Source organism: Pigmentiphaga litoralis (genome assembly GCF_014651835.1).
GTDB classification, from domain to species: Bacteria; Pseudomonadota; Gammaproteobacteria; order Burkholderiales; family Burkholderiaceae_B; genus Pigmentiphaga; species Pigmentiphaga litoralis.
Genome location: NZ_BMXQ01000001.1, coordinates 36,039 through 48,301 on the forward strand (window position 1 = coordinate 36,039; position 12,263 = coordinate 48,301).

9 protein-coding genes are annotated in these 12,263 nt (G+C 65.8%); 5 read left to right on the top strand and 4 right to left on the bottom strand.

What is annotated here, in order from left to right; genetic code table 11:
* Window positions 1-179: 179 nt before the first annotated feature.
* The 3 genes from IE116_RS00150 to IE116_RS00160 form a co-directional block, all read right to left on the bottom strand.
* A complete protein-coding gene (locus tag IE116_RS00150) occupies window positions 180-686 on the bottom strand; it encodes a gluconokinase (protein WP_229827927.1) in 507 nt (168 codons plus the stop codon).
* On the bottom strand, window positions 683-1,297 hold the full coding sequence (locus IE116_RS00155; RefSeq protein WP_189608738.1) for an LON peptidase substrate-binding domain-containing protein: 615 nt from the start codon (window positions 1,295-1,297) through the stop codon (window positions 683-685). The genes IE116_RS00150 and IE116_RS00155 overlap by 4 nt, the downstream gene beginning before the upstream one ends.
* Before the next feature lie 132 nt (window positions 1,298-1,429).
* Window positions 1,430-2,818 carry an aminotransferase-like domain-containing protein gene (locus tag IE116_RS00160; RefSeq protein WP_229827928.1) on the bottom strand — a complete coding sequence of 463 codons (1,389 nt, stop codon included), beginning with the start codon at window positions 2,816-2,818 and terminating at the stop codon, window positions 1,430-1,432.
* Between the two features lie 211 nt (window positions 2,819-3,029).
* On the opposite strand from IE116_RS00160, the gene IE116_RS00165 reads away from it, so the two are divergent.
* Window positions 3,030-3,908, top strand: coding sequence for a DMT family transporter (locus IE116_RS00165; RefSeq protein ID WP_189608740.1), 879 nt, complete (start codon window positions 3,030-3,032; stop codon window positions 3,906-3,908).
* Window positions 3,909-4,096: 188 nt separating this feature from the next.
* Here the strand turns inward: IE116_RS00165 and IE116_RS00170 are convergent, their stop codons facing one another.
* Window positions 4,097-5,533, bottom strand: coding sequence for a catalase (locus tag IE116_RS00170; RefSeq protein WP_189608742.1), 1,437 nt, complete (start codon window positions 5,531-5,533; stop codon window positions 4,097-4,099).
* A 371-nt stretch (window positions 5,534-5,904) separates the two neighbouring features.
* Here IE116_RS00170 and IE116_RS00175 point away from each other — a divergent pair, with 371 nt between their 5' ends.
* The 4 genes from IE116_RS00175 (at window position 5,905) to IE116_RS00190 (ending at window position 12,255) form a co-directional block, all read left to right on the top strand.
* Window positions 5,905-8,436: an ABC transporter permease gene (locus IE116_RS00175; protein ID WP_373302913.1), complete on the top strand. Its 2,532-nt coding sequence runs from the start codon at window positions 5,905-5,907 to the stop codon at window positions 8,434-8,436.
* A gap of 23 nt (window positions 8,437-8,459) precedes the next feature.
* Window positions 8,460-8,897 carry a group II truncated hemoglobin gene (locus IE116_RS00180; RefSeq protein ID WP_189608744.1) on the top strand — a complete coding sequence of 146 codons (438 nt, stop codon included), beginning with the start codon at window positions 8,460-8,462 and terminating at the stop codon, window positions 8,895-8,897.
* Window positions 8,898-9,169: 272 nt separating this feature from the next.
* Complete coding sequence (locus tag IE116_RS00185; RefSeq protein ID WP_444544106.1) at window positions 9,170-10,459, top strand: DNA recombination protein RmuC; 1,290 nt, start codon at window positions 9,170-9,172, stop codon at window positions 10,457-10,459.
* Window positions 10,460-10,527: 68 nt separating this feature from the next.
* Window positions 10,528-12,255: an isovaleryl-CoA dehydrogenase gene (locus tag IE116_RS00190; protein ID WP_189608746.1), complete on the top strand. Its 1,728-nt coding sequence runs from the start codon at window positions 10,528-10,530 to the stop codon at window positions 12,253-12,255.
* The last annotated feature ends 8 nt before the right edge of the window (window positions 12,256-12,263 follow it).

Consider the following 12,263-nt stretch of genomic DNA (forward strand, 5'->3'; position numbering starts at 1 on the left):
GGCCTTACAGCTTAGAAGATCACCCTGTCGGGCACTTTGCCCAACGTCTCAAATTGTGTGCCCAGTGTCTCAACATCACACTTTTTTCAGGTACTCGTCAGTGTGCCTGGGTTCGGTGAGCGCTACACGAACCATCTGTTGCGGCGTTGTCGGGCGTGCACGCGCGGTCAGTGCGCGTCCTACGCGCGGTCGAGCCAGGCACTCACCTGGTCGGTGAGCGTGGCGACAGGAAGCATGGCGTCTACCGTCAGCACACCGTCTTCGAGGGCAGGCGATTCGAGCGTGGCGAACTGGCTGGCGACCAGGGCAGGAGCAAAGAAATGACCATGCCGATGGGTGACGCGGGCCAGGGAGTCGTCCTGGCTCAAGGACAAAAACACGAAGCGCAGGCCCGGGCAGGCGCTGCGCAATTGTTCGCGATAGGCGCGGCGCAGCGCCGAGCAGGGCAGGAACAGCCGCCGGCCACTGGCGCAGGCTTCGGCCAGCAGGGTGGCCAGGCGCTGCAGCCATTCGGCGCGGTCGCTGTCGGTGAGCGGTTCGCCGGCGCGCATCTTGGCAATGCTGGCGTCGGAATGGAAATCGTCGCCATCGACGAAGTCCCAGCCCAAGGCGTCGGCGCACGCCTTGCCCACGGTGGACTTGCCGCAGCCCGACACGCCCATGACCACCACGGCCGTGCCGCTCATGACAACAGACCGCGCTCGTTCATGAAGGCCTGCACGTTCTGCAGCCGGATGAGTGGGTCGGCTTCGAGCAGCAGCGCCTGGCTTTCGGGCACCGGCAGCGGCAAAAGTTCGCACCAGCGGTTCGCGACCCAGCCGGCTTCGTCCAGCCGGTAGGGGGCGCCAATAGGCATCTGGCTGACCGGCACGCCGCGGTGCTGCATGTCGGCGATCAGCTTGCCCAGCGCATTGACCGTGGGCATCAGCGAACCGGGAATGGTGGTGACGATTTCTTCGGGCTCGATCAGTTCGGCCTCGCCCATCCACAGGCCGAACTTGCCTTGCTCGGTCGACGTGAGCCGGAAGCGCTGGGTGCCCGAGCACCGCAGCTGCATCAGGCCGGCCATGGGCGCGGCCCATTCGTCGATGCGCGCCAGCGTGCCGGCAGCCGCCAGCACTTCGCCGCTTTCGGGGGTGCGCACTTCGCGGCCGCTCAGCAGCGGCACGACGCCAAACGGGGTTTCGTTGGCAATGCTTTTCTTGATCATGTCGAGATAGCGCACCTCGAAGATCTGCAGGTGCATCACCCCGTCGGGGAACAACGGGTTGCCTAGGGGAAAGAGGGGAATGTGCATGAGACGTCTCGTCAAAACCTGTTCGGTCTGGGCTGACAGCTACTGTAGACCATGGGCCGGGCGATGCGCCCGATGGGACATAACTCGTAGCAGCAAAGTGAGGCCCGGCCACGCCTCAAGCCCCGGGCAGCGTCACCGCTGCATCGCTCGCGCCAGCACGTCCATGACACGCGGGTCGCCGGCCTGCGCCGCGTTGAATCGCAAAAAGCCCCCGGCGCACAGCGACAGGCTGAACGCATTGCCCGGCGCCAGCACGACGCCGTCGGCCAGGCAGGCCCGGGCCAACGCCGCGGCGTCGTTGCCATCGGGCAGGGCGCACCACAGGAACATGCCGGCTTGTGGCACCAGCCACGGCGTGATGCCGATCGCTCCCAGCCGCAAGAGGGTCGTGCTGCGCGCCTGCGCCAGGCGGCGGCGCACCGCTTCCATGTGCTTGCGGTAGCCGCTGTCGGTCAGCGCGGTGTACAGGATGCCGGCCGCCAGCCGCCCGCCGCCGAAGCTGGTCGCCAGTTTCAGGTCGGCCAGGCTTTCGATCCAGTCGGCGCGGGCCGCGATGTAGCCGCAGCGCAAGGCCGCTGAAATCGTCTTGGAAAAGCTGCCGATCTGGATCACGCGCGCCAGCCCGTCGTAGGCCGCCAGCCGCGGAGCGGCGGTCTCCTCGAAGTCGGCAAAGATGTCGTCTTCCACGATGACAAGATCGGACGCCTCCGCCAGCTTGAGCAGCCGATGCGCCGTGACCGGCGACAGGGTCGCGCCGGTCGGGTTGTGGATGCCGGCATTGGTGATATAGAGCCGCGGCGCGTGCGCCTGCAGCGCGGCGGCGAACGCGTCCAGATCCGGGCCGGTCGGCGTGTAGGGCACACCCACCGCCGTGACGCGATGCGCCTTCAACAGCGCGTGGAAGTTGAAATAACACGGGTCGTCCACCAGCACCGTGTCGCCAGGCTGCAGCAGGAAGCGGCAGATCAGATCGACCGCCTGCGTGCCCGATTCGGCCAGCATGACCTGGCTGGCCGGCACGTCGATGCCTTGTTGCGCCAGCCGTCGGGCCAGCAGTTGCCGCAGCGCCAGATGGCCGAGCGGGGTGGCGTAGTCGGCCAGCGACGACACATCGGCGCGGGCGGCCGCCCGCAAGGCCTTGCGCATGCCCGCTTCGTACATCCACGACGCGGGGAGCCAGCCGCAGCCCGGTTTCAGCACGGCCGGATCGGCTTCGAGCGACTGCCGCGACACCCATAGCGGATCGACGTCACGATCGCGCGGCGGGCCCAGTTGCGCCAGGGCAAGCGGTGCAATCGGGCCGGCGACGTAGAAGCCCGAGCCCGGTCGGGACGTGATGCTGCCTTCGGCCACCAGACGGTCGTAGGCTTCGACCACGGTGGATACCGACACCGCCATGGCCTTGGCCTGCGCCCTGACCGAGGGCAGCCGGCTGCCAGGCAGGCAGGCGCGCGAAGCGATCCGGGCGCGGATGGCGGCCATGACCGTGTCGATGCGGGTGGGGGGAGGGGCGTTGAGCATGGGCAGACGAGCAGCGGGGGTTGCGGAATGATCGAGCGACTGCATGAGGCAGTACTGACCGATGCGTAATGCGAGACGAGGGTCTGACCGTCGCAGAGCGGACCGTATACGTGATACGGCCAGTACAGTTTCGAGATATTGTACTGGAGTGTGCCTGGAAATAGCCCTGTCGCAATGCTCTACTGCTTCCATCGACAACACGGAGCAGGCGATGGACAGAGCAACCGGCGCATGGGTGAACGGCTTGATCGGCGTGGTTATTTTTGCGGGGTCTTTGCCAGCCACCCGCGTGGCCGTTGCGGCTTTCGATCCCCTGTTCCTGACCAGCGCCCGCGCCACGATTGCGGCCGCCCTTGGCGGGTTGCTGTTGCTCGTGCTGCAGCAGCGCCGACCAACGCGCAACCACCTGGCGCCGCTTGCCATCGTGGCCCTGGGTTGCGTGCTGGGCTTTCCGTTGCTGACCGCGCTGGCGCTCCAGCACGTGTCGTCGGCGCATTCCATCGTCTTCATCGGCCTGCTGCCGATCTGCACCGCGCTGTTCGGCGTGCTCCGGGGCGGCGAGCGGCCCCGCGCGGCGTTCTGGGCATTTTCGCTGGCGGGCAGCGCCTGCGTGGTCGGCTTTGCGGCATCGGGCGCCATGCCGGCAACTTCCGGCGGCAACGTGATTCAAGGAGACCTGCTGATGCTGGCCGCCATCATCGTGTGCGGCATGGGTTATGCCGAAGGCGCCCGCCTGTCCCGCCGGTTGGGCGGCTGGCAGGTGATCAGCTGGGCGCTGGTGCTGTCCTTGCCGGTCATGCTGCCGATGGCGTTATGGACGTTGCCGTCCACGTTCGATCATGTGACGGCGCCGGCCTGGTGGGGTTTTGCCTATGTGTCGGTCTTCAGCATGCTGATCGGTTTCATCTTCTGGTACCGCGGGCTGGCCGTGGGCGGTATTGCCGGGGTCGGGCAACTGCAGCTGCTGCAGCCCTTCTTCGGCCTGGCGCTTGCTGCCTTGCTGCTGCATGAAACCGTCAGCGCCATGATGATGATCGTGACGCTGTGCGCCGTGGGGTGCGTGGCGGGCGCAAAGAAGTTTGCGGCATGAAAAAAGCCTTCCCGGCGCGAGCCCGGAAGGCTTGAGGAACATGGCGATCCCCGTCAATTCCGACCGCCAGGTCGTTGATCAAGGCAACGTTGAGGAACACAACGTTGACCACTGCAACGTTGACCACTGCAACGTTGACATCCGCAACGTTGACATCCACAACGTCGGCGGCATCGACGTTGACGACATCAACGATCGATGCCGAGCCCTTGTGCCACCCCTGCGCCATAGGCCGGGTCCGCCTTGGTGAAGTGCGCGATCTGGCGGATCTGGATTTCGCGCGGCACGGTCTGCATGTCGCCAACGATATTCGAGATCAGTTGCGCCTTCTGCTCCGGACTCATCAGGCGATACAGATCCCCCGCCTGCGTGTAATCGTCGTTGCCCACGCGGTGGTTGTACCGGTCGGCCGGGCCATCCAGCGCCAGGGGCGCTTCACGGTAGGCCGGGTCTTCCTTGGGCGCATCGGCGTAGCTGTTCGGCTCGTAATTCGGCGCGCGGCCGCTGTTGCCGTCAAAGCGCATGGCGCCGTCGCGCTGATAGTTGCGAACCTCAACCTTGGACCGGTTGGCCGGCAGCGCCTGGTAATTGGTGCCGACGCGATACAGGTGGGCATCGTGATAGGCGAACAAGCGGGCCTGCAGCATCTTGTCGGGGCTGAAACCGATGCCGCGCACGATCGACGACGGCGAAAACGCGGCCTGCTCGATCTCGGCAAAGTAGTTTTCGGGGTTGCGGTTCAGCGTCACGATGCCTACTTCGATCAGCGGGAAATCGGCATGCGGCCACACCTTGGTCAGGTCGAACGGATCGAAGGGGGTGCTCATGGCTTGCGCTTCCGTCATCACCTGGATGTTGACGCTCCAGCGCGGGAAGTTGCCGGCTTCGATCGATTCGAACAGATCGCGCTGCGCGTAGTCCGGGTCCGTCCCGGCCAGGCGGGTGGCTTCGGCCGGGTCCAGGTTCTTGATGCCTTGCAGCGTCAGGAAGTGGAACTTGCACCATACGCGCTGGCCTTCGGCATTGATCAGGCTGAAGGTGTGGCTGCCGAAACCGTGCATGTGGCGATAGCCGTCTGGCGTGCCGCGGTCCGAAAACAGGATGGTGACCTGGTGCAGCGATTCCGGCGACAAGGACCAGAAGTCCCACTTCATGGTGGGGCTTTTCAGGTTGGTCAGCGGATCGCGCTTTTGCGTGTGGATGAAGTCCGGGAACTTGATGCCGTCACGGATAAAGAATACGGGGGTGTTGTTGCCAACCAGATCCCAGTTGCCTTCCTCGGTATAAAACTTCATGGCAAAGCCGCGCGGGTCGCGATCGGTGTCGGCCGACCCCTTCTCGCCGCCAACGGTCGAAAAGCGGAACAGCACGTCGGTCTTCTTGCCGATGCCGGACAGCACATCGGCACAGGTGTACTGGCTGATGTCCTTGGTCACCTCGAATACGCCGTAGGCGCCCGACCCCTTGGCGTGCACGACGCGCTCGGGAATGCGTTCACGGTTGAAGTGCTGCAGCTTTTCAAGCAGGTGGAAGTCTTCGAGCAGCACAGGACCGCGGGCGCCGGCAGTGCGGGAATTCTGGTTGTCGGCGACGGGGGCGCCGGTGGCGGTGGTGAGCTTGGTCATTCTCGGATTCTCCTGGGAAACTGGGTGCAGCCTGCGATGCGGCCATGCCGCTGCGCAGTGCTGTCAGGGCTCAACAATATCGATGCCGGGCACGACCGTAAAATGAATAGTTCCGATGACAGTGATAGCGTCGACTTATCAGCATAGATTGTTGCATAGCATGTCGCTACAGCGCGACACTAGCGCCGGTTACAGTGTTGATCGTGGCGTGAACCCTGCACGGCCGTCGCGGTCCGATACCATGGGCGTGCCATCGCGGCGGCGCTTCGATCGGCCACAAGACGTGTCCGCCCGTGCCGCTGCTGCGGCCTGCGGCCCGCCGTCGTGGGTTCTTCTTCCAGTCTGTGTTTCCTCCCGGGTTCGACCTGTCCATGACCACTGCCTCGCCTGCGCGCCGCTCGTCCTTTGCCGTCTTCCTTCAGGCGTGGCGCATGACCACGCGCGACTGGCGCGCCGGGGAACTCAAACTGCTTGGCCTGGCCTTGGTGATTGCGGTGGCATCGGTCACCAGCGTGGGCTTCCTGGCCGACCGGATCCGGCTCGCGCTGGAACGCGACGCCGGTCAGTTGCTGGGCGCCGATCTGGTGATCAATGCCGATGCGCCGGTGTCGCCGGAATTGCGGGCGCGGGCGCAAGCCGAGGGGCTCACGGTGGCCGACACCCTGCAGTTCCCGTCCATGGCGAGCGCCGGGCGGGGCGACGCGCAGCGATCGCAGCTGGCGTCGCTCAAAGCCGTCGCGCCAGGCTATCCGCTGCGGGGGAACCTGCGTGTGGCGCAGGCGCCCGAGGGGCCGGACCAGGTCACCCGCGACGTGCCGCCTCCGGGCAAGGTCTGGGTGGACGGCCAGTTGCTTGCGCTGCTGGACGTGAAGATGGGCGATTCCATCGTGCTGGGCGACAAGTCCTTCCAGATCGACCGGGTGATCGTGGTCGAGCCCGACAAGGGCATGAACTTCATCAATGTGGCGCCCCGCGTCATGATCCGTACCGATGACGTTGCCGCGACCGGCCTCATCGCCTTTGGCAGCCGCGTCACCTACCGCACCCTGATCGCCGGCAATCCCGGCGACATTCGCGGTTTTTCCAACTGGCTGAACGACAACCTCGGCCGCGGACAGCGGGTCGATTCCATCGAATCGGGCCGTCCGGAAATGCGCCAGACCATCGACCGCGCGCAGCAGTTCCTGTCCCTGGTCGCACTGCTGGCGGCGCTGCTGGCCGCGGTAGCCGTGGCCCTGTCGGCCCGGCGATTCACGCTGCGTCACATCGAAAGCGTGGCCGTCATGCGTTGCCTGGGCGCGACCCAGTCGCACCTGACCCGGCTGTTTGCGGTCGAATTCTTCATTGTGGCCGTCATTGCAGCGGCCGTCGGCAGCGCGATCGGCTATGCCGCGCATGAAGGCCTGATATTCGCCTTGGGCGGGTTGATCACGTCCGATCTTCCGCCTGCCTCGCCCTTGCCCGCCTTCCAGGGCTTTTTGGCGGGCGTGTGGCTCTTGCTCGGATTTGCCTTGCCACCGCTGGCCCAGTTGCGCCACGTGCCGCCGGTGCGTGTGCTGCGGCGCGATACCGGCGTGCCGCAGGCGCGGACCGCGCTGGGGTACGCGCTGGGCGCCCTGGGTTTCTGCCTGCTGCTGGTCTGGTTTGCGCGCGACCTGCGCCTGGGCCTCATGATCGCGGGGGGATTCCTTGGCGGCTTTGCGGTGTTTGCGGGCGTGGCGTGGTTTGGCGTGCGGCTGCTGGAACTCGTCCGGCACTGGCGCCATGGGTCCGTGGCGCTGCGCTTTGCCTTGGCGGGCGTGGTACGCCGCCGCGGCGCGACGGTGGCGCAGGTCTGCGCGCTGGCGATCGGCTTGATGGCCTTGTTGCTGTTGTCCATTACTCGTACCGATCTGGTGGAAGGGTGGCGGCGGTCCGCGCCGGCCGATGCGCCGAACCGGTTCGTGATCAACATCCAGCCGGAACAACGGGACCTGATCGCCCAGCGCCTGAAGGAAGCCGGCCTGCCGCAGGTCGAGCTCTACCCCATGGTGCGCGGCCGCCTGATCGAGGTGAACGGCACGCCGATCGGCCCCGACCAGTTCGAAGACGAACGCGCCAAGCGACTGGTGGATCGTGAGTTCAACCTGTCGTACATGCGTGATCTGCCGGGCCACAACCGGGTCGAGGCGGGCCAGTGGCTGGCCCCTGGGCAGGCCGAAGTGTCCATGGAAACGGGGATCGCCAAGACGCTGAACCTGAAGCTGGGTGACCAGCTCAAGTACGACATTGCCGGCAACGTCGTCGACGTGAAGGTGACCAGCCTGCGCGCGCTCGATTGGGATTCCATGAAGGTCAACTTCTTTGCGATCATGTCGCCGCAGGTGCTCGAGCCCATGCCGCAAAGCTGGATCACGTCGATTCATCTGCCCGAGTCCAAGGTCGGCTTTACCAACGCGCTGATCAAGGAATTTCCCAACCTGACGATTTTTGATACCGGCGCGATCCTGCGCCAGGTCCAGTCGGTGCTGGACCAGGTCATTGCCGCCGTGCAGTTCCTGTTCCTGTTCACCTTGGCCGCCGGCTGCCTGGTGCTCTATGCGGCCCTGGCCTCCACCCGAGACGAACGCGTGCGCGAGGCGGGCCTGCTCCGCGCACTGGGCGCGACACGGCGGCAGCTGTCCATGGCGCAGTGGCTGGAACTGTCGGCCATTGGTGCGCTGGCCGGATTGCTGGCGTCGGTCGGCGCCACCGCGGTCGCCTGGGCCCTGGCGCGTTTCGTGTTCAACTTCGCGCTGTCGCCCAATGTGTGGGTGTGGTTTGCCGGGCTGGGCATCGGGATTGGCTGCGCGGTGATTGGCGGCTGGATGGGCTTGCGCGGCGTGCTGCGTCAGCCGCCGCTGGCCACCCTGCGCGAAGCCTGAATAGCACGTTTGGACAAGACGATATGGAAGACACGACAAGCACCATTCCGGCGACGCAGCCGATGACCCCGACCGATCACACGCGCACGGTGTACGAGCTGATCGGCGGCGAAGCGCGCGTCAAGGAATTGGTGGACAGGTTCTACGACTTGATGGACCTCGACAACGATCTGCAGGAGTTGCGCGCCGCGCACGGTCCGTCGCTGGACAATGCCCGCAATCGCCTGTTCTGGTTCCTGTGCGGCTGGATGGGTGGCCCCGACCATTACGTCAGCCAGTTCGGCCATCCGCGCCTGCGCATGCGCCATATGCCGTTCGCCATTGGCAGCAAGGAACGCGATCAGTGGGTGCTGTGCATGGGCCGCGCGATGCAGGACGTCGGGGTCGAAGCGGGTCTGGCTGAACGGCTGCTGGCCTCGTTCTTCAATACCGCTGACTGGATGCGCAACCGCAACACGTGACGGTGGATGTCGCCCCATGCCGCCCCCGGCGCGTCCTTTAGAATGCCGTCTTTCGAAGGGGCCTGGTTTTGACCGAAATCGTAGGATGGGTGACGGCAGCTGCTGCCGTATTGGCGGCGATTGGCGCATGGGTGGCAGTGCTGCGGCGGCCGCAAGGCACCGAGGCCGACGCGGTCGAAGCCATGTTCGATCGGCAGGACAATCTGGAGCGGCAGCTGCGTGCCGACTTGCAAGAGACGCAACGTGCCTTGCGCACCGAAATCGCCGAATCCATGCGCGGCTTGCGCACGGAACTGACGCATAGCCTGTCGCAAAACCAGCAGGCCCTGGGCGGCCAGCAGGCGCACCAGGCGCAGCTGCTGCACCAGCAACTCGATGCCTTCGCCCAGAATTTGAGCACGCTCACTGCGCACCTGCAGGAACGGTTCGATCACCTGCGCACGTCCCTTGCGCGCGATGCCGTGGCGGCGCGCGAAGAGGGCGCGGCGTCCTTGCAGGGGTTTGCCGATCGTTTCGAACAGCAGCTTCGTGTCCTGACGGAAGCCAACGAGCGCCGCATGACCGACGTGCGCAACGTGGTCGAAACGCGCCTGAAAGACATGCAGGCCGACAACGGCGCCAAGCTCGAAGAAATGCGCCGCACCGTGGATGAAAAGCTGCACGCCACGCTTGAACAGCGGCTGGGCGAATCGTTCAAGCTGGTGTCGGACCGACTGGAATCCGTGCACAAGGGCCTGGGCGAAATGCAGACCCTGGCGGCCGGCGTGGGCGATCTCAAGCGGGTACTGACGAATGTGAAATCGCGTGGCACCTGGGGCGAAGTGCAACTGGGCATGCTGATCGAACAGATCATGACGCCGGCCCAATATGCCCGCAACGTCAAGCCGGTGCCGGGCAGCGATGAACTCGTGGAATTTGCGATTCGCCTGCCGGGCCGGGGTGATGGCAGCGTGCCGGTGTGGCTGCCGATCGATGCCAAGTTCCCCAAAGAAGAATACGAACGTCTGGTGGATGCGCAGGACCGCGCCGACATCGACGCGGTGCGCACTGCAGGCGCCGCATTTGAAAAAGGCGTCGAACTGGAAGGCAGACGCATCGGCACCAAATACGTCGCGCCACCGCATACCACTGACTTTGCAATCATGTTCCTGCCGACCGAAGGCTTGTATGCCGAGGTGCTGCGGCGCACGGCGCTGATGGACCGCCTGCAGGCCCTGCGCATCAATGTGGCCGGCCCGAGCAATCTGTCGGCGCTGCTCAACAGCCTGCAGATGGGGTTCCGCACGCTGGCGATCGAGCAGCGGTCGTCCGAAGTCTGGAATGTGCTGGGCGCGGTCAAGTCCGAGTTCGGCAAGTTCGGCGAGGCGCTTGCCAGCGTGAAGAAAACGCTCGAAACCGCCAGCAACAAGATCGGTCAGACGGAAACCCGGACTCGTGCCATGCTTCGAAACTTGAAGAGCGTGGAAGCGCTGCCAGAGACCGACGCTCAACGTCTGCTCGGCACGCGGCCCGAAGATATGGCAAGCGAAGAGGCGGACGACGCCGCGGCCAGCCCCGGATGATGCCATCGCTGCGATGATCGCATTGTTGCCATGGACAACCATGTCGTGGATCACGGCAAGGAGGCATGATGGATCGCTTCAGTACGCATGACGTCGACAACCAGGTCGATCCCCTTCCCGATTACTCGCTGTTTGCCACTGACGACGCCTTGCGTGAAGGGGTGCAGCGCGAAGGCGCCGCGGCACACGTGCCGGCGCTGGAAGCGCATGGCGCGTGGCTGGGTCTGGCATCGACGCGGGACGCGGGCCGCCTTGCCAATCGGCACCCCCCTGAACTGCTTGCGTTCGACACCGTGGGACGGCGTGTCGACCAAATCGACTGCCATCCGGCCTGGACTACCTTGCTCACCGGCATATGGAAGCAGGGCCTGCATGCCGGACCCTGGGCAATGGCAGGCGAAGGCAGCGAGGGCGCGTCGGGACCGGGATCGCACGTAGCCCGCATTGCCGGCTACCTGATGCAGGGCCAGGTCGAAGCCGGCACCCTGTGCCCCACCACCATGACCTTTGCCGCGTCCGCCGTGCTGGACAACGAACCGGCCGGCGCGATCGACTTTGCCCGCGACTGGCTGCCCGCCATGCGATCCACCGACTTCGATCCGTCGGACCAGCCCATCACGCAGAAACGATCGGCGCTGATCGGCATGGGGCTGACGGAAAAGCAGGGCGGGTCCGACCTGCGCGACACCCGTACGCGCGCCGCGCCCCTGCATCCATCCGGCACCCACGGCCGCGGCCAGGCCTATCGGCTGGTGGGTCACAAGTGGTTCTATTCGGTGCCGCAGTCCGATGCGCACCTGGTGCTGGCGCAGGCCGAGAGCGGACTGTGCTGCTTTTTCGTGCCGCGCTGGCGGCCCGATGGCACCCGCAACGCCGTGCACATCCAGCGCCTGAAAGACAAGCTGGGCAACCGCAGCAACCCGAGCGCCGAAGTGGAATTTTGCGATGCCTGGGGTGTCATGGTCGGCGAGCCTGGGCGGGGCCTGCAGTTGCTGCTGACCATGGCCACGCTGACGCGGCTCGATTGCGTGGCCGGCAGCGCGGCATTGTTGCGGCAAGCGGTCGTGCAGGCCGTGCACCACTGCGCCGGTCGGCGGGCGTTCGGTGCGCGGCTGCTGGATCAGCCCTTGATGCGCCACGTGCTGGCCGACCTGGCGCTGGAAAGCGAAGCCGCCACGGCATTGGCCTTGCGGCTGGCTGGCGCCTTTGACCGGCCCGACGATCTGCTGGAACGCGCGATCCGCCGCATCGTCACGCCCGCCGCCAAGTATTGGGTGACCAAACGCACGGTGGCCGCCATCGGCGAATGCCTGGAAACCTGGGGCGGCAATGGCTATGTCGAAGCCGGCCCCATGCCGCGCCTGTTCCGCGAAGCCCCGGTCAATGCGATCTGGGAAGGGTCCGGCAACGTCATGTGCCTGGACGTGCAGCGCGCGATCGCGCGCGAGCCCGAGTCCTTTGCGGTCCTGGTGGCCGAACTGCGCAATGGCGTCGGCATCCATGCCGCGTACGACCGGGCCCTGGACGAATGCCTGGTGCTGTGCGCCGAGCCATCGCCGTACCAGGCCCGCCGCGCCGCCAGCCTGCTGGCCTTGCTGCTGCAAAGCGCGATCCTGATGCGGCACGCGCCGCTGCCGGTGTCGCAGGCCTTCATTGCGGCCCGGCTGGGCGGATCGAGCTGGCTCGCGGGCGATGGCGGGGTGCCCGAGACCCTGGTCGACGCCATCCTGGCGCGCGCGTGGCCGCCCTCGGTGGCGGTCGCGCCCGCGCCGATGACGACCGAGGATCCCGCCTGAATTTCCCG

Bases quoted from the DNA above. Each gene is read 5' to 3' on its own strand.
- IE116_RS00150 (WP_229827927.1), bottom strand. From the start codon at position 686: ATGAGCGGCACGGCCGTGGTGGTCATGGGCGTGTCGGGCTGCGGCAAG.
- IE116_RS00155 (WP_189608738.1), bottom strand. From the start codon at position 1,297: ATGCACATTCCCCTCTTTCCCCTAGGCAACCCGTTGTTCCCCGACGGG.
- IE116_RS00160 (WP_229827928.1), bottom strand. From the start codon at position 2,818: ATGCTCAACGCCCCTCCCCCCACCCGCATCGACACGGTCATGGCCGCC.
- IE116_RS00165 (WP_189608740.1), top strand. From the start codon at position 3,030: ATGGACAGAGCAACCGGCGCATGGGTGAACGGCTTGATCGGCGTGGTT.
- IE116_RS00170 (WP_189608742.1), bottom strand. From the start codon at position 5,533: ATGACCAAGCTCACCACCGCCACCGGCGCCCCCGTCGCCGACAACCAG.
- IE116_RS00175 (WP_373302913.1), top strand. From the start codon at position 5,905: ATGACCACTGCCTCGCCTGCGCGCCGCTCGTCCTTTGCCGTCTTCCTT.
- IE116_RS00180 (WP_189608744.1), top strand. From the start codon at position 8,460: ATGGAAGACACGACAAGCACCATTCCGGCGACGCAGCCGATGACCCCG.
- IE116_RS00185 (WP_444544106.1), top strand. From the start codon at position 9,170: ATGCGCGGCTTGCGCACGGAACTGACGCATAGCCTGTCGCAAAACCAG.
- IE116_RS00190 (WP_189608746.1), top strand. From the start codon at position 10,528: ATGGATCGCTTCAGTACGCATGACGTCGACAACCAGGTCGATCCCCTT.